We start from the raw sequence: 22,803 nt of genomic DNA, 5'->3' as shown, positions 1-22,803 counted from the left end.
ATGACGAGGGGATGACGGGAGAATGCCAGCCCATCGCCGGTGAAACCAGCTTAGGCTTTGCGGGAAAAGAGCCTGCGCTCGGTCATGCGGCGTTGAACATCCCTTCGGAAGGCTCGTTCATCACTGGTAAACGCCGTGTCCTCAGAGAGTCTTGCCTGCCTTGCCTGCGCCCAGCGGTGGTTCAGACCGCCTCAGGTGACACCAAATCTGAGGCGCAGCCCGCGCAGCAGCAGATAGATCCACGGCCAGAGCAGCGCGCTGACCAGCGAGGGGGTGAGAAACACCAGGGTCGGTGGCCGGCTGCCGGCCAGGGCGTTGAGCCACAGCGCCAGCAGCTGGGCGATACCGTAGACCACCAGCAGCACGAAACTCTGTTGCCAGACGGGAAAGGCGCGCAGCCGCTGCGCCAGGGAGCGGACCAGGAAGACGACCAGGCTCAGCACCAGGGCGGTCTGCCCCAGCAGGCTGCCATAGAGCACGTCCTCGGCGATGCCCATCACCCAGGCGGTGAGCAGCCCGACGCGGTGCGGCAGGGCCAGGGTCCAGAAGGTCAGCAGCATGGCCAGCCACAGCGGCCGACCGATCTCCATGAATTCCGGCATGGGCACGATGGAGAGCAGCAGCCCGACCAGCAGGGTGAGCCAGATCACCCACCCGTTATGGCCGATGCGCAGCGCCATCAACGATCACCCTCGTCGGGCAATTCCGCGGCTGGCTGCTGGGCCCGACGTGGTGCCTGGGTACCGGTCGTGGCCGGTTGGGCGGGCGACCTGGCTGGCGTGGCAGGATGCGCCGCGGCGCCATTCGCACCCGCAGGTGGCTTGGTCGGCGTGGCCGGATGAGCCCCAGTGTTACCCTGGGTCGCCGGAGGCTTGGTCGGGGTCGCGGCGCGACTGCTGGCGGCGGCGCTCGGCGCTGGCGTAGCAGGAGCTGGCGGCTGCGCGGCGGAGGCTCCGGCGGGGGCCGGATTCGCGGCGGCGGCCGGGCGCTGGGCGGCATGGCGATCCGCCGCCTCCTGGGCCTCGGCGGCATCGTTGGCCCGTTGCTCCGGGGTACGGGTATCGCTGAACACCAGCAGCATGTAGCGACTGCGATTGAGCTTGGCGGTAGGAATGGCGCGCACCACGGCGAAGGGTTGCCCCGAGTCGTGGATCACCTTGGACACCGTGGCCACCGGATAACCGGCCGGGAAACGCTGCCCCAACCCGGAGCTCACCAGCAGGTCGCCTTCCTTGATGTCGGCGGTATCGGCCACATAGCGCAGCTCCAGGCGCTCGGGGTTACCGGTGCCGGCGGCAATGGCGCGCAAGCCGTTGCGATTGACTTGCACCGGAATGCTGTGGGTCACGTCGGTCAGCAGCAGGACGCGCGCCGAATAGGGCATCACCTCCACCACCTGCCCCATCAGGCCACTGGCGTCGAGCACCGGTTGGCCGACGAAGACACCGTCCTTCGCGCCCTTGTCGATGATGATGCGATGGGTATAGGGATTGGGATCGACGCCGATCAGCTCACCGACCAGCACCTTGTCGTCCACCAGGGCGGCGGAATTGAGCAGCTCGCGCAGGCGTACGTTCTGTTCGGTGAGCGCGGCCAGCTTCTGCAGTCGCCGTTGCAGCAGGAGCTGCTCGGCCTTGAGTCTTTCGTTTTCCGCCATCAACTCGGTACGGCTGGAAAACTGGTCGCTGACAACTTCCCAGGCGCGCACGGGAAAGCCCGCCACCTGATAGAGGGGCGAGAGTACCAGCGCCAGTTCGCTGCGCACCGGCTTCAGATAGTCGAAACGCGCGTCGGTGACCATGACACCCACCGAAAGGGCGGCCAGGATCAGCAGACGAATGCCCAGCGCTGGGCCTTTGCTGAAAATCGGCTTGATGGTGAGTTCCTCGCAGAACGCGCCCGGCACTCCGGTAGCCTGGGGCGACCGGAGCGGGGCCTGTAGCCTGGAACTGCCTTATTCGGTGGACAGCAGGTCCATGGCGTGGCGATCCATCATTTCCAGCGCCTTGCCGCCGCCCCGGGCCACGCAGGTCAGCGGATCTTCGGCGACGATCACCGGCAGGCCGGTTTCCAGCGCCAGCAGCTTGTCCAGGTCGCGCAGCAGAGCGCCACCACCGGTGAGCACCAGGCCACGCTCGGCGATGTCGGACGCCAGCTCCGGCGGTGACTGCTCCAGGCAGCTCTTGACCGCCTGGACGATGGTCGCCAGGGATTCCTGCATGGCTTCAAGCACCTCGTTGGAATTGAGGGTGAAGCTGCGCGGGACGCCTTCGGCCAGGTTGCGACCCCGGACATCGATCTCACGGACCTCGCCGCCCGGGTAGGCGGTACCGATTTCCTGCTTGATGCGCTCGGCGGTGGATTCGCCGATCAGGCTGCCGTAGTTGCGGCGCACGTAGGTGACGATGGCTTCGTCGAAGCGATCACCGCCGACGCGGACGGACTCGGCATAGACCACACCGTTAAGGGAGATCAGCGCGATCTCGGTGGTGCCACCACCGATGTCGACGACCATGGAACCATGGGCTTCCTCGACCGGCAGACCGGCGCCAATGGCTGCGGCCATCGGCTCCTCGATCAGGAACACCTCACGGGCACCCGCGCCGAGCGCGGATTCACGGATGGCGCGGCGCTCGACCTGGGTCGACTTGCAGGGCACGCAGATCAGCACCCGCGGACTGGGCTGCAGGAAGCTGTTCTCGTGCACCTTGTTGATAAAGTATTGCAACATCTTTTCGCAGACGCTGAAGTCGGCAATGACGCCGTCCTTCATCGGACGGATGGCGGCAATGTTGCCCGGGGTGCGACCCAGCATGCGCTTGGCGTCGGTACCGACGGCGACCACGCTTTTCTGGTTGCTACTGCCGTGGGTGCGGATGGCGACCACCGACGGCTCGTTCAGCACGATGCCGCGCTCGCGGACGTAAATCAGAGTGTTGGCGGTCCCCAGGTCGATCGACAGATCGCTGGAGAACATGCCACGCAATTTCTTGAACATGAGGTGACCCTAGGCGGTGACAAGCAGGCACGCGACAGGACAAACGTGCGGGTAAAAAAGTGCGGCAGACTCTAACAATCGCGGGGATTTAGGGCAAGGCGCCGATATGCTAGATTGAGAGCTTTTCCGGGCCGTTAAGCCCCCGTTCAACGCGGCGCCCGACCCGCCAGCCCGTCTCCAGCATACGCGGCCGCCAACTGGGTCACGCCGCCTTCCTGCTTGGAGAAGCCGATGGCGCTCGAACGCACCGACGTCGAAAAGATCGCTCACCTGGCCCGCCTGGGTCTCGACGAGGCGGATCTCGCCGCTACCACCGCTACCCTCAACGACATCCTCGGCCTCGTCGACCAGATGCAGGCCGTGGACACCGCGGACATCACCCCCCTTGCCCACCCGCTGGAAGCCACCCAGCGCCTGCGGCCCGACCAGGCTACCGAAGGCGACCGGCGCGCGACCTACCAGGCCATCGCCCCGGCCGTGGAAGCCGGGCTGTACCTGGTTCCCAAGGTGATCGAGTGAGACACGACATGCATCAGCTGACCCTGACCGAGATCGCCGCCGCCCTGGCCGCGAAGGACTTTTCCGCCGAAGAACTGACCGGCGAGCTGCTGCAGCGGATCGAGCAGCTCGATCCCCAGCTCAACAGTTTCATCACCGTGACCGCCGAGCAGGCCTTGGAACAGGCGCGCGCTGCCGATGCCCGCCGCGCCGCCGGCGAGACGGGCGCCCTGCTGGGCGCGCCCCTCGCCCACAAGGACCTGTTCTGCACCCAGGGCGTGCTGACCAGCTGCGGCTCGAAGATCCTCACTGGCTTCAAGGCACCCTACGACGCCACCGTGGTGGAGAGGCTGGCCGCGGCCGGCACCGTCTCCCTCGGCAAGCTGAACATGGACGAATTCGCCATGGGTTCGGCCAACGAATCCAGCCATTACGGCCCGGTGAAGAATCCCTGGGACGTCACCCGGGTGCCTGGCGGCTCTTCCGGCGGCTCCGCCGCTGCCGTGGCCGCGCGGCTGTTGCCGGCTGCCACCGGCACCGACACCGGCGGCTCGATCCGCCAGCCGGCGGCCCTGACCAACCTCACCGGCATCAAGCCTACCTATGGCCGTGTCTCGCGCTGGGGCATGATCGCCTACGCCTCCAGCCTCGACCAGGGCGGTCCGCTGGCACGCACCGCCGAAGACTGCGCCCTGCTCTTGCAGGCCATGGCCGGCTTCGACCCCAAGGATTCCACCAGCGTCGACCAGCCGGTGGACGACTACCGTGCCGCCCTGCAGCAGCCGCTGACCGGCCTGCGCATCGGCCTGCCAAGGGAATACTTCGGCGCCGGTCTCGATGCCCGCATCGGTGAGAAGGTACTGGCCGTGGTCGAGGAGCTGAAGAAGCTCGGTGCCACCGTCAAGGACATTTCCCTGCCCAACCTGCAGCACGCCATCCCGGCCTACTACGTCATCGCCCCGGCCGAGGCCAGCTCCAACCTGTCGCGCTTCGACGGCGTGCGCTTCGGCTATCGCTGCGAAAATCCGGTCAACCTGGAAGATCTCTACAAGAGATCCCGTGGTGAAGGCTTCGGCGCCGAGGTGAAGCGCCGCATCATGGTCGGCACCTACGCCCTGTCGGCTGGCTACTACGACGCCTATTACCTCAAGGCGCAGCGCATCCGCCGGCTGATCAAGAACGACTTTGTCGCGGCCTTCGCCGAGGTCGACGTCATCCTCGGCCCGACCACGCCGAACCTGGCCTGGAAGCTCGGCGAAAAGGGTGGTGACCCGGTCTCCGCCTATCTCGAAGACATCTACACCATCACCGCCAACCTCGCCGGCATCCCCGGCCTGTCGATGCCGGCCGGCTTCGTCGATGGCCTGCCGGTGGGCGTGCAACTGCTCGGCAACTATTTCCAGGAAGGCCGTCTACTCAACGTCGCCCACCAGTACCAGCAGGTCAGCGACTGGCATCGCCAGGCGCCGAGCGGCTTCTGAGGAAGGATAGAGACATGCAATGGGAAACCGTGATCGGGCTTGAGATCCACGCTCAGCTCAGCACCCAATCGAAGATTTTCTCCGGCAGCGCCACCAGCTTCGGCGCCGAGCCCAACGCCCACGCCAGCCTGGTCGACCTGGGCATGCCCGGCACCCTGCCGGTGCTCAACGCCGAGGCCGTGCGCATGGCCTGCAAGTTCGGTCTGGCCATCGATGCCGAGATCGCCGAGCGCAACGTCTTCGCGCGCAAGAACTACTTCTACCCGGACCTGCCCAAGGGCTACCAGACCAGCCAGATGGATCATCCCATCGTCGGCAAGGGCCATCTGGACATCACCCTGGAAGACGGCACCGTCAAGCGTATCGGCATCACCCGCGCGCACCTGGAAGAGGACGCCGGCAAGAGCCTGCACGAAGACTTCCACGGCATGAGCGGCATCGACCTGAACCGCGCCGGCACCCCCCTGCTGGAGATCGTCTCCGAGCCGGACATCCGCAGCGCCAAGGAAGCCGTGGCCTACGTCAAGGCCATCCACGCCCTGGTGCGCTACCTGGGTATCTGCGACGGCAACATGGCCGAGGGCTCGCTGCGTTGCGACTGCAACGTCTCGGTGCGCCCCAAGGGTCAGGAAGCCTTCGGCACCCGCGCCGAGATCAAGAACGTCAACTCCTTTCGCTTCATCGAGAAGGCCATCAACCACGAGGTTCAGCGCCAGATCGAACTCATCGAGGACGGTGGCAAGGTGGTGCAGGAAACCCGCCTGTACGATCCCAACAAGGACGAGACCCGCTCCATGCGGAGCAAGGAAGAAGCCAACGACTACCGTTACTTCCCCTGCCCCGACCTGCTGCCGGTCGTGATCGAGCCAGCCTTCCTCGCCGAGGTGCGCAGCCAGTTGCCTGAGCTGCCGACCGAAAAGCGCGACCGCTTCCAGCGTGAGTACGGCCTGTCGGTCTATGACGCCAGCGTGTTGTCCGCCAGCCGCGAGCTGGCCGACTACTTCGAGGAAGTCCAGCGGGTGAGCGGCGATGCCAAGCTGGCCGCCAACTGGGTGATGGGCGACCTGTCCAGCCTGCTCAACAAGCAGGACCTGGAGATCGGCCAGGCACCGGTGAGCGCGGCCCAGCTGGGCGGCCTGATCCTGCGCATCAAGGACGACACCATCTCCGGCAAGATCGCCAAGATGGTGTTCGAAGCCCTGGCCGCCGGCGAAGGCGAGAGCGCCGATGCCATCATCGAAGCCAAGGGCCTCAAGCAGGTCACCGACAGCGGCGCCATCGAGGCCATGCTGGACGAGGTCCTGGCCGCCAATGCCGCCCAGGTCGAGCAATACCGCGCCAGCGACGAAGCCAAGCGCGGCAAGATGTTCGGCTTCTTCGTCGGCCAAGCGATGAAGGCTTCCAAGGGCAAGGCCAACCCCGGCCAGGTCAACCAGTTGCTCAAGCAGAAACTGGAAGGCTGACGGCAGTTGCACGGGGTAACGGACCGGGGCTGACAGCCTCGGTTCGAGCCCTTAAGCTGCTGCCGGTCGTTTTGCCAGGAGGCATCGAGATGCATCGGATCCACCGCGTTGGACTGCTGTCGCTGGTCCTGCTGTTCGCCGGTTGCGCCAGTCATGAGAGCTTCCCGCCACCGCTGTCCTCCAGCGCGGCCCATGACTATCAGGACACCGGCATGGCGTCCTTCTACTCCAAGTGGCACGCCGGCCGCCGTACCGCCAGCGGCGAGAAGTACGACCCCAACGCCCTGACCGCCGCCCATCGCACCCTGCCTTTCGGTACCCGCGTCCAGGTCACCAACCTAGCCAACGGTCGCAGCGTGGTGGTCCGCATCAATGATCGCGGCCCGACGGTGCGCCGGCGGGTGATCGACCTGTCGCGCAGCGCGGCCGATCGGCTCGATATGGTGGCCGACGGGACCTCCAGGGTCAGCATCCGCAGCCTGGACTGAGACTCTCAGGTCGGGCTAGCCCTGACAGGCCGGGGCATAGGCCCACAGCATCCGCGGTGGCGCGGCAGCAAGCTTCTGGGCGATGGCTACGTAGCGCGGGTCAAGCAGACTGGCCGACCAGTACAGCGTCCTGGCGCCTTTCGGATCCCAGACCCCCGCATAGCCTGGCAGCCCGGCCTCGGCCCGCTGCACATCGAAGCGCACCGTCGTATGGCGGAATTCTTCATGACTGCGCTGGCCTTGCGCATAGGGCAGCAGCCAGTCGAGCGCCGCGGCCAGGGTCTGCCCTTCACGGCCCGGCAGCCGTAGCCAGTCCTCGCCACGCCCCCGGGCCACTGCGGCAGCCAGCACCAGCGGTTCGAGATCGTAGACGACATAGTGCAAGGCATCGCGCTCGCTGAAGTCGAGCACCTCGCCATCGGGTTTGATGTTAACCGCCAGCTGGGTGACGAAGGCCGCCCGCGCCCGGGCAAACAGTGCCCGGTCATCCAGGGCGCTGGCCGCCAGGGTCACCAGCTTGATCCTGTGGCTCTGCCAGTTGTTGCTCCAGACGCCCCGGTCTTCGCCGCGGTGCGCCTCCATTTGCTGCAGATACCCCTGAGCCAGTGCCTCGATGAAGGCGCGGGTGCGCCGGGCCGTTGGCGCCGGAAGGTTCGTCGCGGTCAACCGATAGGCCGCGATGAGCATGCCCAGGTTGGTCTCGTCGATGGGTTGGAAGCTGGGCCGATATAGCGGTATCCAGGCATCGAGATAGCCTGCCAGCCGCGCCAGGGCCGCGGCATCGTGGTTATCTCGCCAGGCCAGCGCCAAGTCGAGCATATAGCCGAAATCGCGCACGGCCGCCGTGGACTGATCGTGGATGCCCGTATGAGGCAGCGTCCCCGCGGTATGGATGATCGGCAGCGCCTGAGGCGTGGGAGCTGGAGGGTTGCCGACCGACCGCGTCAGCGCAGCGGCCGAGGGCGGCTTGGCGGCCAGGCAGGTCGCATGCCCGGGTGTCGCGGCGAGGGCGATAAACAGCAGGGCGGCACTCATGACAGGGACCCTCTGGCTGGACGTTGCTCAAGAAGCGCCTGCACCAAGGCACCAGCTCCCCTACCCTAACGGCTTCGCGACCCAGGCGCGGCGTGCAATCCAGTCTGCCCACCCGCCCTTAGGATCGCCTTAAGCCAGGCGAGCCTCGCCGCCTCAGGGCCTTGAGCGCTCTACCAGCGCCTTGAGACGCGGACAGAAAAAAGCCCGCGACCAGACAACTGGTCGCGGGCAAGCAACTGAGGAGAGGTGCTTGATAGCCCTCTCAGGCGCTGGACCTTACTGCGGGCCGAGCTTGTCCATCAGTGCAGCCAGCTGCTCGTACTCGTCCTGCTTGAGATCGGTCAGCGGGGTGCGTACGGGACCGGCATCGTAACCGGCGATCTTGGCGCCCGCCTTGACGATGCTCACGGCGTAACCGGCGCAGCGGTTGCGGATCTCCAGGTACGGCAGGAAGAAGTCGTCGATCAGCTTGCCGACAGCCTCGTGGTCGTCACGGGCGATGGCTTCGTAGAACTGCACGGCGGTCTTGGGCACGAAGTTGAATACGGCCGACGAATAGACCGGTACGCCCAGCGCCTTGTAGGCGGCGGCATAGACTTCGGCGGTGGGCAGACCGCCCAGGTAGCTGAAGCGATCACCCAGACGGCGGCGGATGGCGACCATCAGCTCGATGTCACCCAGGCCGTCCTTGTAGCCGATCAGGTTAGGGCAACGCTCGGCCAGCTGCTCCAGATGATGGGGCTGCAGGCGGCAGACGTTGCGATTGTAGACCACTACGCCGATCTTGACCGATTTGCAGACGGCCTCGACATGGGCGGCGACGCCGTCCTGACTGGCTTCGGTCAGGTAGTGCGGCAGCAGCAACAGACCCTTGGCACCCAGGCGCTCGGCTTCCTGGGCATAGGCGATGGCCTGGCGAGTGGAGCCGCCGACGCCAGCGAGAATCGGCACGCTGCCCTGGCAGGTGTCCACGGCGGTCTTGATGATGCCGCTGTATTCGCTGGCTTCCAGCGAGAAGAATTCACCAGTGCCGCCAGCCGCGAACAGCGCGGTAGCGCCGTAGGGGGCCAGCCACTCCAGGCGCTTGGCATAGGTATCGGGACGGAAGTCGCCATTGGCATCGAAGTCGGTCAGCGGGAAGGACAGCAGACCGGAAGAGAGGACGTGTTTGAGTTCTTGTGGAGTCATCTTGAGTGCCTCGGCGTAGGTTGGACTGAGGTGCGGCGCGTCCGCTACCTGTTGTAAGTCATCGTACAACCTCTCTTGTGGAAGGGGCAAGCCCCTACCATGAAAATGCGTATCGCCAGATTAATGCCTGGTTTCACGCCCCTTCCGCCTGACGCTCCATCTCTTCATGAGCGCGTCTCAGGCGCTCGCGACTGTTGCTCAGGTGCAGACGCATGGCCGAACGAGCCGCCTCCAGATCACCGTCTTCGATGGCCTGGACGATGGCTTCATGCTCGGCGTCCAGCCGGCTCTGGTAGCGCTGCTGGTCATCGTGGGCGAGATAGGCGGAATTGAGTCGGGTACGGGGAATCAGCACCGTGCCGAGGTAACCCATGATGTCGCTGAAATAGCGATTGCCGGTGGAGCTGGCGATCAACAGGTGCAACTCCAGGTCGGCGCTTACCGCGCGGTCGGGCTGCTCGACACCGGTGCGCATGTTTTCCAGCAAGGTCCACATCGTCTGCAATTGCTCGGCGGAACGACGTTGGGCCGCGAGGCCGGCTGCCTCGACTTCCAGGCTGATGCGCAATTCGAGCATTGCCAGGACGTCCTTGAGGGTGGTGATGGTCGCCAGATCGATTGGCAGCGGCGACTCGGGGCGTCGCTCCAGCACGAAGGTGCCTATGCCGTGACGGGTCTCCACATAGCCGCCGGCCTGCAGTCGGGAGATGGCCTCGCGTACCACGGTGCGGCTCACGCCTTGGGCCTGCATGATGGCCGATTCCGTGGGGAGCTTGTCGCCTGGCTGAAACTGGCCATCGCCGATCTGCTGGATCAGCACCGCGACGACCTCTTCTGCCAGGCTACGGGGTCTTTTTCGGGGGCGGGATACGGTGGGGGCTGACATGGATTCTCGTACCGATTGAAGGGACTCTGGAATCATAGCACCCACCTCCTCCCAAACGCCCTATTTAGACCGCTCGGTCCATATCAAGACACGTCCACTACCGCTCTAGGGCGCAGCTCTTGGTCCTCCAGCAGCAAATGGCGACGGTGGTAGGCCCTCAGGCTGGGCCGGTGCCCGACGCTGACCAAGGTAAGGCCAGGATTCTCGGCCAGCAGCCGCTCATAGAGAAGGCGCTCGTCCGCCTCGTTCAGCGCCGAGCTGGCCTCGTCGAGGAACAGCCACTCGGGGGCATAGAGCAGCGCCCGCGCCAGGGCCACCCGCTGCTGCTCGCCGGGCGACAGGGTCCGCTCCCAATGACAGGTTTCGTCCAGATGCTCAAGAAGGTGCTCCAGGCGGCACAGTTGCAACACCTCCGTCAGACGTGCGTCGGAGTAGGCATCGGCGGCTTGCGGATAGGCCAGCGCCTCGCGCAGGGAGCCGATGGGCAGATAGGGTTGCTGTGGCAGGAAGAGCTGGCGTCCGGCCGGCACGGCGATATCGCCCTGCCCCTGCCGCCAGAGTCCGGCCAGGGCGCGCAGCAGGGTGCTCTTGCCGCTGCCCGAGGCGCCTTCGATCAGCAGGTGCTCGCCACGGGCGATGCGCAGATCGGTGGGGTGTAGCAGCAGCCGGCCGGCGGCGCTCAGGGTAAGGCTCTCCAGCAGCAGGTCCTGGTCGCCGGTACGCGGCACCAGCACTTCGGATTCCTGGCCCAGTTCGGCCATGGTTTCGCGGAAGGTGAGCAGGCGATCGGAGATGGCGCGCCAGGATGCCAGGCTGACGTAGGCGTCGACGAACCAGCTGAGACTTTCCTGAACGTTGCCGAAGGCCGAGTTGATCTGCATCAGGTCGCCCAGCTGGATCTTGCCCGAGAAATAGCGCGGCGCCGCCAGCACGAAGCCGGCAACGATGGCGATCTGGCTGTAGCCGGCGGTAAAGAAGGTCAGGCGCTTGGTGTAGTTCATCAGCAGGTGGTAGTTGCCCCAGACATAGCCGAAACGCTCCAGCAGGCGTTGCTGCTCGTTGGCCTCGCCACGGAACAAGGCCACGCTTTCGGCCTTCTCGCGAACCCTGATCAGACCGAAACGCAGATCGGCTTCGTAGCGCTGCTGCTGGTTGTACAGGCCGATCAGCCGTCGACCGATGAGATGGGTCAGCCAGGTGCCGATGGTGGCGTAGATCAGCGCGGCCCAGAACATGTAGGCCGGAATGGTGATGCCAAACAGGGTGATGTCGCCGGAAATGCCGAACAGGATGACGCTGAAGGACACCAGGCTGACCACGGTACGGATGAAACCAAGTCCTAGGGTCAGGGTGGTTTCGGCGAAGTCGCGGATGTCTTCGGTGAGGCGCTGGTCGGGGTTGTCCGCGCCGCCTTCGCGTTCGAGATGATAGTAGTTGCGATCGGACAGCCAGAGCCCGAAGTGCTTTTCGGTCAGCCAGCGGCGCCAGTTGATGGTCAGCGCCTGGGTCAGGTACAGCCGGTACACCGCCAGCAGGATGGCCGTGGTCGCCAGGCCGCAGAAATACAGCATCAGGCGGATGAAGGCGGCGAGATCACGATTCTGCAGGGCATCGTAAAAATAGCGATACCAGGTATTGAGGGCTACCGACAGGCCTACTCCGGCCAGGGACAGGGCGATGACCACGGACAGCAGAAGCCAGGCCTTGCCCTTCTCCTCACTGCGCCAGTAGGGGGTGATCAGGGCCCAGACACGGGCAAGAAAATGCCCGCGGGAAGCTCCATAGACGGAGGGTACGGGTACGGCGGATTCGGACATGCTCGGACTCTCAAGGACTGCTCAACGAGACGCTTGCACAGCCTATGCCGAGATTCCTGAACGGAGTCTGACTGAAACAATGTAACACTCATCGCCCCCGGCCCGTGGACGATGAGGCTCGCTCAGCGGCGTACGGGGCGCTTCTGCAGCTTGCGCTGCAGGGTCCGGCGGTGCATGCCCAGGGCACGGGCAGTCGCCGAGATGTTGCCTTCGTGCTCGGCCAGCACCCGCTGGATGTGCTCCCACTGCAGGCGGTCCACCGACATGGGATTGTCCGGCACCAGGGTGTCGAGGTCGGCGTGCTGGGCGAGCAAGGCGGCCAGGACATCGTCGGCATCGGCCGGCTTGCACAGGTAGTTGGTGGCGCCGCGCTTGATGGCTTCCACGGCGGTGGCGATGCTGGAATAGCCGGTCAGCAAGACCACGCGCATCTCCGGATGCAGTTCCAACAGCTTGGGCAGCAGCACCAGGCCGGAGTCGCCTTCCATCTTCAGGTCGAGCACCGCGTAGTCCGGCAGGTCGTCCTTGGCCAATTGCAGGCCTTCCTCGGCGCTGTCGGCGATGGATACCCGCAGACCACGGCGATCCATGGCCCGGGCCATGACCCGGGTGAAGGTGGGGTCATCGTCCACCAGCAGGATGTGGGGCTGGTCGTCGAAACCACTGTTGAGGTCGTCAGTCATAGAATTCTCCAGGCATTCACGCCAAGGCGTAGTGCCGCGGCAGGCGCAATTCGGTCAGGGTGCCGCCTTCTTCGTGATTGTAGAGCTTCACCGTGCCACCAGCACGGGTGACGCTGGCCTGGCTGAGGAACAGCCCCAGCCCGAAGCCCTTGCCCTTGGTGGTGAAGAAGGGCTTGCCAAGCTGCTCGGCGATGGCAAGGGGCACTCCGGCCCCGTGGTCACGAATCGACAGGCACAGCTCGCGAGCATCCCAGTGCAGGCGGATGGCCAGGTCTTCCGGGCAAGCATCGGCGGCATTGTTGAGTAGATTCAGCAGTGCCTGGGTAAGTTCGACCGGCGGCGTCAGGCGTGGCGGCGTGCCCAGGCTGACCACCTCGAAGCGATAGGTGGCTTCCGGCCGCATCAGGTGCCAGCGATCCATGGTCGCCTCCAGCCATTCCACCGCGGTCTGCTCCTGCACGGTCTGGCGCCGGTCGGCCTCGGCGGCGCGCACCAGTTGCTGCAGGGTCTGCTTGCATTGCCCGACCTGCACCTGCAACAGCGCCAGGTCCTCGCTCAGGGTCGGCTGATCGGCGTGCTCCTGCTGCAATTCCTTGAGCAGCACGCTCATGGTGGACAGCGGGGTACCCAGTTCATGGGCGGCACCGGCTGCCTGGGTGGCGACCGCCAGCAACTGCTGGTCGCGCATGGCCTGCTCGCGGCGTTGGGCCTGCAGGTTCTCCTGCTCACGCAGGGCAGTGGCCATCCGCGCGACGAACAGGGTGATGACGGCGGCGGACAGCGCGAAGCTCAGCCACATGCCGTAGCTCAGCACCGCGCCATCGTTGGCCACCAGCAGATGCAGCGGCTCATAGGAGAGCAGCATCAGCGAGAAGACCACCAGGGTCAGGGCCGCCAATACCAGGGTGTAGAGCCAGGGCAATGTGGCCGCGGCGATGGTCAGGGGCACCAGGTAATAGGAGGCGAAGGGGTTGGTCGGCCCGCCGGCGAAATACAGCAGCGCACTGTGGATGGCCAGGTCACAGCCCAGGTGCGCGGCATATTCCTGCTCGGTGACCGGCCAGGGGCGGGTCAGTCGCAGGGCGGCGAACAGGCAGAGTACCGCGGAGACGCCCAGGGTGATGGCCAGGGCCGTCCAGGGCAGCTGGACGATGCCCGACAGCCGAGCGATGCCCACCGAGCCAGCCTGGGCGGCCAGCACCAGCACGCGGATGAGAACCAGGCGCCCGAGATTCTGGCGATTGGCAGACAACCATTGAACGGGCAAGGAGAACATGCGAGGTTCCAGGCGCAAGAAACGATCGAGACGGCGGGTCCCAGAGGGGCGTGTCCGTCAGAGCAGACCCGGCATTATAGCGAGCCCCGCCCGCCTTCAGCCGCTGACGCGGCAATGCGACGCACCATCCGCCGGGCCTGAGGTCCCAAGGCTTTCGTACTGCCAATCAGGAGAACACCATGACCTTTTCCCTACGCCCACTCGTGCTGGGCGCCGCCCTGTTCAGCGCCGCGCTCGCCACCGGCGCCCAGGCCGACGAGCCGCGTTACAACCAGATCAGCCTGAGGGCCGAGGTCAGTCGCGAAGTGCCGCGTGATCGCATGCAGGTCATGCTCTATACCGAGAGCCAGGGCCAGGATCCGGCCGCTCTGGCCAGCGACACCACCAAGACTCTCAATGCAGCCCTGGAAGAAGCCCGCAAGGTCAAAGGCGTGGATGTCTCCCTGGGCAATCGCAACACCTACCCGGTCTACGAAGACCAGGGCCGTGCCATCAATGCCTGGCGCGAGCGCGGCGAGCTGCGCCTGGAAAGCACGGATTTCGCCGCCCTGTCCAAGCTGACCGGCGAGCTGCTGGGCACGCTGAAGATGGGCAACCTGCAATTCACCATCGCCGATGGCACCCGCAAGCAGCAGGAGGATGCCCTGTTCAAGGACGCCGTGGCCGCCTTCAAGGCCCGCGCCCAGTTGGCGACCGACGCCCTGGGGGGCTCGGGCTATCGCATCGTCAATCTGGATCTGGGCACCAGTGGCGTTCCCCAGCCGCTGCCGATGCTGCGCATGTCGGCGATGAAGGCCGCCAGTGATGCCGTGACTCCGGACGTTGCCCCCGGTACCACCACCGTCGAAGTGACTGCGGGCGGTACCATCGAGGTACAGATGCCCTGATCTAGGGCAGAAAAGTAACAACGCTGTTTCGGTGCGCACTTTTGGTGCGCACTGCCTTCCCGTCGTGATACCTCGTCTTACATCTTTGCGACATCTGTTTCCTGTTTGGGTCGCTCAGGGTCAATAGCTCGCCTGAGCTATGGACATGGGCATAAGCTGTGCATGTGGGCTCATCTGTCCACAAGACATCGGCATTCTGTTTCGCAACGCCACATCGTGTTGCGCCGTCCCCGACATGAGGTCTCCATGCACAAGAACGTACTCGCTGCCCTCTTCGCTTCCGGTCTGCTGGCCGGCGCACCCCTGGCACAGGCAACCAACCTGGTGTTCTGCTCCGAAGGCAGCCCGGCCGGTTTCGATCCGGCGCAATACACCACTGGCACCGATTTCGATGCGTCGGCGGAAACCATCTTCAACAAGCTGACCCAGTTCGAGCGCGGCGGTACCCAGGTCAAGCCGGGTCTGGCGGAGAGCTGGGACATCAGCGAAGACGGCAAGGTGTACACCTTCCACCTGCGCAAGGGCGTGAAATTCCACACCACGGACTACTTCAAGCCGACCCGCGACTTCGATGCCGATGACGTCCTCTTCACCTTCCAGCGCATGCTGGACAAGGACAATCCGTTCCGTAAGGCCTACCCCACCGAATTCCCCTACTTCACCGACATGGGCCTGGACCAGAACATCGCCAAGGTGGAAAAGGTCGACGACTACACGGTGCGCATGACCCTCAACGAAGTGGACGCCGCCTTCCTGCAGAACCTGGCGATGCCCTTCCCGTCGATCCAGTCGGCCGAATACGCCGACAAGCTGCTCAAGGCCGGCAAGGCTGCCGAGATCAACCAAAAGCCGATCGGCACCGGTCCCTTCGTCTTCAGCCGCTACCAGAAGGATGCGGTGATCCGCTACAAGGCCAACCCGGACTACTGGGACAAGGTCGATGGGCCCAAGGTGGACAACCTGATCTTCTCCATCAACACCGATCCTTCGGTACGGATGCAGAAGCTCAAGGCCGGCGAGTGCCAGATCACCGTCTATCCGCGTCCGGCGGACCTGGACGGCCTGAAGAAGGACCCGAATCTCAAGCTGCCGTCGCAGCCGGGCTTCAACCTGGGCTACATCTCCTACAACGTCGAACATGGCGATCTGGCGAAGCTCAAGGTGCGCCAGGCGATGGACATGGCCGTCAACAAGGAGGCCATCATCAACGCCGTCTACCAAGGCGCCGGCCAGGTGGCGGTCAACGCCATGCCGCCGACCCAGTGGTCCTACGACAAGTCCATCAAGGACGCGCCCTACGATCCGGAAAAGGCCAAGGCCCTGCTCAAGGAAGCCGGCTTTAAGGAAGGCACCGAACTCACCCTCTGGGCCATGCCGGTGCAGCGTCCCTATAATCCCAATGCGCGCCTGATGGCAGAGATGCTGCAGCAGGACTGGGCCAAGATCGGCGTTAAGACCAAGATCGTCAGCTACGAATGGGGCGAGTACATCAAGCGCTCCAAGAGCGGCGAGCAGGACATCATGCTGATCGGCTGGAGCGGCGACAACGGCGACCCGGACAACTGGCTGGCGACCCTCTTCGGCTGCAAGGCCATCGGTGGCAACAACTTCTCCCGCTGGTGCTACCAGCCGTTCGAGGACCTGGTGGTCAAGGCCAAGCGCGTGACCGACCAGGGCGAGCGCACCAAGCTCTACGAACAGGCCCAGCAGGTGCTCAAGCAGCAGGTACCCATGACGCCCATCGCGCATTCCACGGTCTACATGCCGATGCGCAAGGAAGTCCAGGACTACAAGATCAGCCCCTTCGGGTTGAACGAGTTCTACGGCGTCAGCGTCAGCAAGTGAAGCCTCTTGGCCAGGGTCGGGAGCCAGACTCCCGGCCCTGGCCGTTCATTTGACTGATGGAGTGAGACCCATGCGCCTTCCCTACGCCTACTCGTTGCTGGCGGCGAGCCTGCTCGCCTGTGCTCCGCTCGCCCAGGCGGCGAGCAATCTCGTCTATTGCTCGGAAGCCAGCCCGGCCGGTTTCGATCCAGCGCAATACACCTCGGGCACCGAATTCGATGCCTCCGCGGAAACCGTCTTCAACCGCCTGGTGCAGTTCCAGCGTGGCGGCACCACCCTGGAGCCGGGCCTGGCGACCAAATGGGACGTAAGCGCGGATGGCAAGACCTATACCTTCCACCTGCGCCAGGGCGTGAAATTCCACACCACCGACTACTTCAAGCCCACGCGCGACTTCAACGCCGACGACGTGGTCTTCACCTTCCAGCGCATGCTGGACAAGAACCAGCCGTTCCGTAGGGCCTATCCCACCGAATTCCCCTACTTCACCGACATGGGGCTGGACCAGAACATCGCCAAGGTGGCCAAGGTCGACGACCACACCGTGGTCTTCACCCTGAACAAGGTGGACGCCGCCTTCGCCGCCGACCTGGCAATGAGCTTCGCCTCCATTCAATCGGCCGAATACGCCGATCAGTTGCTCAAGGAAGGCAAGCCCGAGCTGCTCAACCAGCAGCCCATCGGCACCGGTCCCTTCGTCTTCAGTCGCTACCAGAAGGATGCGGTGATCCGCTTCAAGGGTAATCCGGACTACTGGAAGCCCGAGGACGTCAAGCTCGACAACCTGATCTTCGCCATCACTCCCGATGCCGCTACCCGCCTGCAGAAGCTCAAGGCCAACGAGTGCCAGGTCAGCGGCTATGCGCGCCCGGCGGATCTGCTGGAGATGAAGCAGGATCCTCACCTCAAGGTGCTGCAGCAGCCGGGTTTCAACGTCGGCTTCCTCGCCTACAACGTCCAGCATCCGCCGCTGGACAAGCCCGAGGTGCGGCGCGCCCTGGACATGGCCATCAACAAGCAGGCCATCGTCGATACCGTGTTCCAGGGGGCCGGCCAGGTGGCGCAGAACGTGATCCCGCCCAACCAGTGGTCCTACGACAAAAGCATCAAGGGCGCGCCCTATGATCCGACCAAGGCCCGCGCCCTGCTCAAGCAGGCCGGGATCAAGGACGGCACCGAAATCGCTCTCTGGGCCATGACCGTGCAGCGCTCTTCCAACCCCAACGCTCGCCAGTCGGCGCAGATGATCCAGCAGGACTGGGCCAAGGTCGGCATCAAGGCCAAGATCGTCAGCTACGAATGGGGCGAGTACATCAAGAGAGCCAAGGCCGGCGAGCACGATGTCCTGACCTATGGCTGGACCGGTGACAACGGCGATCCGGACAACTGGCTGGGCGTGCTCTACGGCTGCAGCGCCATCGGTGGCAGCAACTATGCGCGCTGGTGCGACAAGGACTACGACGCCCTCATCCAGCAGGCCAAGACCAGCAACGATCGCGCCCAGCGCACCCGTCTCTACGAGCAGGCGCAACAGATTATTCGCCAGCAGATGCCGGTGAGTCCCATGGCCCATTCGGTGGTGTCCCAGCCCATGCGCAAAGAGGTGCAGGGCTTCAAGATCAACCCCTTCGGCGTCACCGGTTTCTATGGCGTAAGCCTCGACCGCTGATCCTGTCCGGCTCGCCCCGCGGGCCTTTCACAAGGAGCCTTCCGTGTCCAAACCACTCTTCTCGCTGTCCCTCGCCGCCCTCCTCTGCCTGACGGCCAATGCCGCCCTGGCGCGGCCCCTGGTGGTCTGCACCGAGGCCAACCCGGAAGGCTTCGACCCGGGTCGCTACACCTCCGGCTACACCTTCAACGCCTCGGCCACGCCGCTGTACGACCGCCTGGTGGAATTCAAGCAGGGCAGCGCGGAACTGGAGCCGGGCCTGGCGGAAAGCTGGGAGATCTCCCCTGACGGCCTGCAGTACACCTTCGCCCTGCGCCAAGGCGTGAAATTCCACACCACCGAGTACTTCAAGCCCAGCCGCGACTTCAACGCCGACGACGTGGTGTTCAGCTTCGAGCGCATGCTCGACAAGAACAACCCCTGGTACAACCTCTCCCCCAGCGGCTATCCCTATGCCGCGGCCATGGAGATGGGCAGCCTGATCAAGTCCATCGAGAAGGTGGACGACAGCCATGTGCGCTTCACCCTCAACCAGCCCGAGGCGCCCTTCCTCGCCGACCTCGCCATGGCCTTCGGCTCCATCCTGTCCAAGGAATACGCCGACAGCCTGCTAGCCAGCAAGAAGACCGATGACATCAACCAGAAGCCCATCGGCACCGGTCCCTACGTCTTCCAGCGCTATGCCAAGGATTCCAATACTCGCTACAAGGTCAACCCGGACTACTTCGGCCAGAAGCCGCCGATGGATGGCCTGGTGCTGGCGGTGACCCTGGATCCCAACGTGCGTATCCAGCGGGTACGCAACAACGAGTGCCAGATCGGCCTGACGGTCAAACCGCAGGACGTGCCGATGCTCAAGCAGGACAAGCACCTCAAGCTGGCCCAGGTGGAAAGCCAGACCACCTCCTACCTGGCGATGAACACCAGGCACAAGCCGCTGAGCGATGTGCGGGTGCGCCAGGCCATCGCCATGGCCTTCGATCAGCAGAACTACCTGAAGACGGTGTTCGGCGAGGGCGGCGCCAAGGCGGCGATCAACCCCTACCCCTCCTCGCTGCTGGGCTATGCCAAGGACATCAAGCCCTGGCCCCACGACGTGGAGAAGGCCAAGGCGCTGCTCAAGGACGCCGGCTACGCCAATGGCTTCACCCTCAAGTACTACATCAGCACCGGCAGCGGTCCTGGTGGCAGTCCGGCCCTGGTGGCCCAGCTGATCCAAGGCGACCTGGCCAAGATCGGCATCAAGGCCGAGATCACCCAGTTCGAGTGGGGTGAGTTCGTCAAGCGTACCAAAGCCGGCGAGCACGACCTGATGATGATGAGCTGGACCGGCGACAATGGCGATCCGGACAACTTCCTCACCACCAACCTGAGTTGCGCGGCCGTGCAGGGTGGCGAGAACCGTTCCTTCTGGTGCGACAAGGCGTTCAACGACGCCATCGAGAAGGCCAAGCGCATCAACGATCCCGCCCAGCGCGCGGCCCTCTACGAGCAGGCCCAGCAGATCTTCCACCAGCAGATGCCCTGGATTCCGCTGGCGCACCCGCTGTTCACCGACGTCCTGCAACCCAAGGTGCAGGGCTATGTGCAGAGCCCGTTGGGGGTCTACGACTTCTCCACGGTGACCCTCGACTGATCGGCGCCTGACGCCGCAACAAACCGGGCCCGGGCGGCCCGCCCCACGACCTTACCCACCTCGCGCCAGCCTCTGGCGCGACGGGTCCGGTCGTGCCGGAAAACGCCCAGATAACAGCAAAAACAACTGCTTTGGAGCACAACCGATGACCAACCTGCACCGTGGAGGCCTTGCCCTCTCCCTGCTCACCCTGGCGCTGACCGCCCACGCCCAGTCCCCGGCGCCGGAAGATCCCAGCTACGCCAACGAGGTCCAGACCCTGCCCAACGTGCAGAAGCCGGTGAAGGGCCAGGCAGGCGCAAAGGGTTTTCTGGCCGACGACAGCCTGACCCTGACCACGCGCAACTTCTTCGCCCGCGAGACCAGCTCCGATCCGATCTTCAGCTACAGCAAGAACGGCACCCGGGTGCGCACCCATTCGCGCAACACCTGGGTCCAGGCCACGGCGCTCAAGTACAGCTCCGGCTACACCCAGGGCCCGGTGGGCTTCGGCATCGACGTGGCGGGCTACCAGGCCACCAACCTGGAACGCGGCAAGGGCCGCATCGGTGGCGGCGGCAACCGCACCCTGGCCAACGCCGAGGGCGAGGGCCATGCGGAATGGTCCAAGCTGGGCATCGCCGATGCCCGCTTCCGCGTCTCCAACACCGAACTCAAGATCGGCCGTTTCATGCTCGACACCCCGGTGATCAGCTACAACGACAACCGGCCCTTCCCCTCCGGCTTCGACGGCTTCGCGCTGACCAGCGATGAGTGGGACAACCTCTCGCTGCAGGGCGGCAGCTTCACCCGCGTCAGCCCGCGGACCGGCGCCGGCGACGAGAAGTGGACCACCGAGTACGGCACCCGCGAGGTCACCGCCGACCGCCTGAGCTTTCTCGGCGGCAACTACAAGCTGCCCCAGGGCTGGGAAGTCAGCGTCTATGGCGCCAACTTCGAAGACGTCTGGAACCAGTACTTCCTGAGCGTCACCCAGGCCGGCGGCACCCTCGACACCTTCGCCTGGAAGGCGGTGGCCAACGCCTATCGCACCGTCGACGCCGGCAGCGCCAAGGCCGGCAACATCGACAACACCGCCTGGAGCCTGGCGTTCACCGGCAGCCACCAGGCCCACAGCCTGACCCTGGCCTACCAGCAGATCGACGGCAACGAGTACTTCGACTACGCCCACGAGACCGCGGCCATCTACCTGGCCAACTCCCTGGTCTCGGACTACAACGGCCCCAACGAGAAGTCACTGCAGATCCGCTACGAGACTGACTGGAGCTACTTTGGCGTGCCCGGTCTGAGCACCGGCGTCTGGTACGCCAAGGGCTGGGACATCGACGGCACCCACTACGACGCCGGCGCCGGCAAGTACGCCAACTATGCCGAGGTCCTGCAGCAGGATGGCGAGAAGCACCGCGAGATCGGCCTGGTCACCACCTACAAGGTGCAACAGGGCACGCTCAAGGACAGCCGCTTCCGCCTGCTGCTGACCGATCACCGCGCCAGCCAGAACCAGGTCGACGGCAACGTCAAGGAACTGCGCCTGGTGTCCACCCTGCCGTTCAACCTGCTGTGATGACCGAACCCGGCAGATTTCGCGCAGCACCCGGCACTTGGCCGGGATCGCGTGGCGAACACCGGCGAAGCCCTGGCCATGTCGAAGATATCGACGCCCGTGGCAACGTGGTAGTCTGCCGGGTTTGGAGCACTGGTTCAGAGCGCTCTTCGAACCTATTCGTAGGACCGAACGAGCCTGCTGCCCGCAGGTGTCGTTCGTTGCGGACCAGGATGGTCTTTTCAGGGATGAATCCAGGCCCACAAGGTCTGAGAGTCAGATCAAAAGCTCATTAGCTTTTGCGCGCTCTCACTTAAAAACGCGGCCGGGCATGTACTCGCGCCGTCTTGATCAGCCTCAAGAGGAGATACCCCCTCCGATGCTCGCCTTCATCGCCCGTCGCTTCGGGCTGCTGATACCGACGTTCTTTGGCGTCACCCTGCTGACCTTCGCCCTGATCCGCCTCATCCCCGGCGATCCGGTGGAAGTCATGATGGGCGAACGCCGCGTCGATCCGCAGATGCACGCCGAAGCCATGCACCGCCTGGGCCTCGACAAGCCCCTGTACCAGCAGTATTTCGACTACATCGGTAATCTCGCCCAGGGCAACCTCGGCGAATCCCTGCGCAGCCGCGTCGGGGTCTGGGACGAATTCCTGACCCTGTTCCCAGCCACCCTGGAGCTTTCGGTGGCGGCCATGCTGTTCGCCACGGTGTTCGGCGTGCTGGCCGGCATCCTCGCCGCCCTGAGGCGCGGCTCCACGGTGGACCACGGGGTGATGGGCGTGGCCCTGACCGGCTACTCCATGCCGATCTTCTGGTGGGGCCTGCTACTGATCATGCTGTTCTCGGTGCAGCTCGGCTGGACCCCGGTTTCCGGCCGCCTGGACCTGCTCTACGACATTCCGCCGCGCACCGGCTTCATGCTCATCGACACCCTGCTCTCCGACGAGCCCGGCGCCTTCATCGACGCCCTCAAGCACCTGATCCTGCCGGCCATCGTGGTGGGGACCATTCCCCTGGCGGTAATCGCCCGCATGACCCGCTCGGCCATGCTCGAAGTCCTGCGCGAAGACTATGTGCGGACCGCCCGGGCAAAGGGCCTGTCGCCCAAGCGCGTGGTCTTCGTCCACGCCCTGCGCAACGCCCTGATCCCGGTCCTGACGGTGCTCGGCCTGCAGGTGGGCAGCCTGCTCTCCGGCGCGGTGCTCACCGAGACCATCTTTTCCTGGCCCGGCATCGGCAAGTGGCTGATCGAGGCCATCGGCGCCCGGGACTACCCGGTGGTGCAGAACGGCATCCTGCTGATCGCCACCCTGGTCATCCTGGTCAATTTCGTCGTGGACATCCTCTACGGCCTGGTCAATCCGCGCATCCGCCACCAGCGTTGATGCGCCCATACGGACAGAGC

Annotated in this window: 19 protein-coding genes; 10 read left to right on the top strand and 9 right to left on the bottom strand. The window is 64.7% G+C overall.

The window, feature by feature from the left end; all coding sequences use genetic code 11:
• Positions 1-191: 191 nt before the first annotated feature.
• From mreD to mreB, 3 genes are all read right to left on the bottom strand, one after another.
• Positions 192-680: a rod shape-determining protein MreD gene (mreD, locus tag ACUCV0_RS01110; RefSeq protein WP_059314014.1), complete on the bottom strand. Its 489-nt coding sequence runs from the start codon at positions 678-680 to the stop codon at positions 192-194.
• Positions 680-1,867 (bottom strand): rod shape-determining protein MreC, encoded by a 1,188-nt coding sequence (gene mreC, locus ACUCV0_RS01105; protein ID WP_156428992.1) that lies wholly within the window; start codon positions 1,865-1,867, stop codon positions 680-682. The genes mreD and mreC overlap by 1 nt, the downstream gene beginning before the upstream one ends.
• Positions 1,868-1,954: 87 nt before the next feature.
• Positions 1,955-2,998, bottom strand: coding sequence for a rod shape-determining protein MreB (gene mreB, locus ACUCV0_RS01100; RefSeq protein ID WP_059314013.1), 1,044 nt, complete (start codon positions 2,996-2,998; stop codon positions 1,955-1,957).
• 231 nt (positions 2,999-3,229) lie between these two features.
• Here mreB and gatC point away from each other — a divergent pair, with 231 nt between their 5' ends.
• The 4 genes from gatC to ACUCV0_RS01080 all read left to right on the top strand — a co-directional run bounded on the left by gatC (position 3,230) and on the right by ACUCV0_RS01080 (position 6,928).
• Positions 3,230-3,517, top strand: coding sequence for an Asp-tRNA(Asn)/Glu-tRNA(Gln) amidotransferase subunit GatC (gene gatC / locus ACUCV0_RS01095; protein WP_482211803.1), 288 nt, complete (start codon positions 3,230-3,232; stop codon positions 3,515-3,517).
• Between the two features lie 8 nt (positions 3,518-3,525).
• The gene (gatA, locus tag ACUCV0_RS01090) at positions 3,526-4,977 is read left to right on the top strand and encodes an Asp-tRNA(Asn)/Glu-tRNA(Gln) amidotransferase subunit GatA (protein ID WP_059314011.1); all 1,452 of its coding nucleotides are present in this window, start codon (positions 3,526-3,528) and stop codon (positions 4,975-4,977) included.
• A 14-nt stretch (positions 4,978-4,991) separates the two neighbouring features.
• Positions 4,992-6,440: an Asp-tRNA(Asn)/Glu-tRNA(Gln) amidotransferase subunit GatB gene (gene gatB, locus ACUCV0_RS01085; RefSeq protein WP_323148912.1), complete on the top strand. Its 1,449-nt coding sequence runs from the start codon at positions 4,992-4,994 to the stop codon at positions 6,438-6,440.
• A gap of 89 nt (positions 6,441-6,529) precedes the next feature.
• On the top strand, positions 6,530-6,928 hold the full coding sequence (locus ACUCV0_RS01080; protein ID WP_271654189.1) for a septal ring lytic transglycosylase RlpA family protein: 399 nt from the start codon (positions 6,530-6,532) through the stop codon (positions 6,926-6,928).
• Between the two features lie 15 nt (positions 6,929-6,943).
• Here the strand turns inward: ACUCV0_RS01080 and ACUCV0_RS01075 are convergent, their stop codons facing one another.
• The 6 genes from ACUCV0_RS01075 to ACUCV0_RS01050 all read right to left on the bottom strand — a co-directional run bounded on the left by ACUCV0_RS01075 (position 6,944) and on the right by ACUCV0_RS01050 (position 13,813).
• Complete coding sequence (locus ACUCV0_RS01075; protein WP_059314008.1) at positions 6,944-7,963, bottom strand: alginate lyase family protein; 1,020 nt, start codon at positions 7,961-7,963, stop codon at positions 6,944-6,946.
• 276 nt (positions 7,964-8,239) lie between these two features.
• Entirely contained in the window at positions 8,240-9,151 is a 912-nt protein-coding gene (gene kdgD, locus ACUCV0_RS01070; RefSeq protein WP_017642389.1) for a 5-dehydro-4-deoxyglucarate dehydratase, read from the bottom strand.
• A 133-nt stretch (positions 9,152-9,284) separates the two neighbouring features.
• Positions 9,285-10,037: a FadR/GntR family transcriptional regulator gene (locus tag ACUCV0_RS01065; RefSeq protein WP_174523129.1), complete on the bottom strand. Its 753-nt coding sequence runs from the start codon at positions 10,035-10,037 to the stop codon at positions 9,285-9,287.
• An 83-nt stretch (positions 10,038-10,120) separates the two neighbouring features.
• Positions 10,121-11,854, bottom strand: a complete 1,734-nt coding sequence (locus ACUCV0_RS01060) for an ABC transporter ATP-binding protein/permease (RefSeq protein ID WP_482211802.1) — start codon at positions 11,852-11,854, stop codon at positions 10,121-10,123.
• Between the two features lie 122 nt (positions 11,855-11,976).
• On the bottom strand, positions 11,977-12,537 hold the full coding sequence (locus ACUCV0_RS01055; RefSeq protein ID WP_059314005.1) for a response regulator transcription factor: 561 nt from the start codon (positions 12,535-12,537) through the stop codon (positions 11,977-11,979).
• Positions 12,538-12,553: 16 nt separating this feature from the next.
• On the bottom strand, positions 12,554-13,813 hold the full coding sequence (locus ACUCV0_RS01050) for an ATP-binding protein (protein WP_059314004.1): 1,260 nt from the start codon (positions 13,811-13,813) through the stop codon (positions 12,554-12,556).
• 179 nt (positions 13,814-13,992) lie between these two features.
• Between ACUCV0_RS01050 and ACUCV0_RS01045 the strand changes: the two genes are divergently transcribed.
• The 6 genes from ACUCV0_RS01045 (at position 13,993) to ACUCV0_RS01020 (ending at position 22,783) form a co-directional block, all read left to right on the top strand.
• On the top strand, positions 13,993-14,700 hold the full coding sequence (locus ACUCV0_RS01045) for an SIMPL domain-containing protein (protein WP_059314003.1): 708 nt from the start codon (positions 13,993-13,995) through the stop codon (positions 14,698-14,700).
• Between the two features lie 246 nt (positions 14,701-14,946).
• A complete protein-coding gene (locus ACUCV0_RS01040; RefSeq protein ID WP_059314002.1) occupies positions 14,947-16,545 on the top strand; it encodes an ABC transporter substrate-binding protein in 1,599 nt (532 codons plus the stop codon).
• Positions 16,546-16,615: 70 nt separating this feature from the next.
• The gene (locus ACUCV0_RS01035; protein ID WP_059314001.1) at positions 16,616-18,214 is read left to right on the top strand and encodes an ABC transporter substrate-binding protein; all 1,599 of its coding nucleotides are present in this window, start codon (positions 16,616-16,618) and stop codon (positions 18,212-18,214) included.
• A gap of 43 nt (positions 18,215-18,257) precedes the next feature.
• Complete coding sequence (locus ACUCV0_RS01030; RefSeq protein ID WP_059314000.1) at positions 18,258-19,850, top strand: ABC transporter substrate-binding protein; 1,593 nt, start codon at positions 18,258-18,260, stop codon at positions 19,848-19,850.
• Between the two features lie 145 nt (positions 19,851-19,995).
• Positions 19,996-21,414, top strand: coding sequence for an OprD family outer membrane porin (locus tag ACUCV0_RS01025; RefSeq protein WP_059313999.1), 1,419 nt, complete (start codon positions 19,996-19,998; stop codon positions 21,412-21,414).
• A 358-nt stretch (positions 21,415-21,772) separates the two neighbouring features.
• A complete protein-coding gene (locus tag ACUCV0_RS01020) occupies positions 21,773-22,783 on the top strand; it encodes an ABC transporter permease subunit (RefSeq protein ID WP_323148904.1) in 1,011 nt (336 codons plus the stop codon).
• Positions 22,784-22,803: the final 20 nt, after the last annotated feature.

It is taken from the genome of Pseudomonas sp. VMV1 (genome assembly GCF_056790235.1).
The sequence above is the reverse complement of the archived record's forward strand: the minus strand, read 5'-3'. Positions and strand labels throughout refer to the sequence as shown.

Bases quoted from the DNA above. Each gene is read 5' to 3' on its own strand.
- gatB (WP_323148912.1), top strand. From the start codon at position 4,992: ATGCAATGGGAAACCGTGATCGGGCTTGAGATCCACGCTCAGCTCAGC.
- mreB (WP_059314013.1), bottom strand. From the start codon at position 2,998: ATGTTCAAGAAATTGCGTGGCATGTTCTCCAGCGATCTGTCGATCGAC.
- ACUCV0_RS01055 (WP_059314005.1), bottom strand. From the start codon at position 12,537: ATGACTGACGACCTCAACAGTGGTTTCGACGACCAGCCCCACATCCTG.
- ACUCV0_RS01065 (WP_174523129.1), bottom strand. From the start codon at position 10,037: ATGTCAGCCCCCACCGTATCCCGCCCCCGAAAAAGACCCCGTAGCCTG.
- ACUCV0_RS01040 (WP_059314002.1), top strand. From the start codon at position 14,947: ATGCACAAGAACGTACTCGCTGCCCTCTTCGCTTCCGGTCTGCTGGCC.
- ACUCV0_RS01045 (WP_059314003.1), top strand. From the start codon at position 13,993: ATGACCTTTTCCCTACGCCCACTCGTGCTGGGCGCCGCCCTGTTCAGC.
- ACUCV0_RS01080 (WP_271654189.1), top strand. From the start codon at position 6,530: ATGCATCGGATCCACCGCGTTGGACTGCTGTCGCTGGTCCTGCTGTTC.
- gatC (WP_482211803.1), top strand. From the start codon at position 3,230: ATGGCGCTCGAACGCACCGACGTCGAAAAGATCGCTCACCTGGCCCGC.
- ACUCV0_RS01025 (WP_059313999.1), top strand. From the start codon at position 19,996: ATGACCAACCTGCACCGTGGAGGCCTTGCCCTCTCCCTGCTCACCCTG.
- ACUCV0_RS01050 (WP_059314004.1), bottom strand. From the start codon at position 13,813: ATGTTCTCCTTGCCCGTTCAATGGTTGTCTGCCAATCGCCAGAATCTC.
- ACUCV0_RS01060 (WP_482211802.1), bottom strand. From the start codon at position 11,854: ATGTCCGAATCCGCCGTACCCGTACCCTCCGTCTATGGAGCTTCCCGC.
- ACUCV0_RS01035 (WP_059314001.1), top strand. From the start codon at position 16,616: ATGCGCCTTCCCTACGCCTACTCGTTGCTGGCGGCGAGCCTGCTCGCC.
- mreD (WP_059314014.1), bottom strand. From the start codon at position 680: ATGGCGCTGCGCATCGGCCATAACGGGTGGGTGATCTGGCTCACCCTG.
- gatA (WP_059314011.1), top strand. From the start codon at position 3,526: ATGCATCAGCTGACCCTGACCGAGATCGCCGCCGCCCTGGCCGCGAAG.
- kdgD (WP_017642389.1), bottom strand. From the start codon at position 9,151: ATGACTCCACAAGAACTCAAACACGTCCTCTCTTCCGGTCTGCTGTCC.
- ACUCV0_RS01075 (WP_059314008.1), bottom strand. From the start codon at position 7,963: ATGAGTGCCGCCCTGCTGTTTATCGCCCTCGCCGCGACACCCGGGCAT.
- ACUCV0_RS01020 (WP_323148904.1), top strand. From the start codon at position 21,773: ATGCTCGCCTTCATCGCCCGTCGCTTCGGGCTGCTGATACCGACGTTC.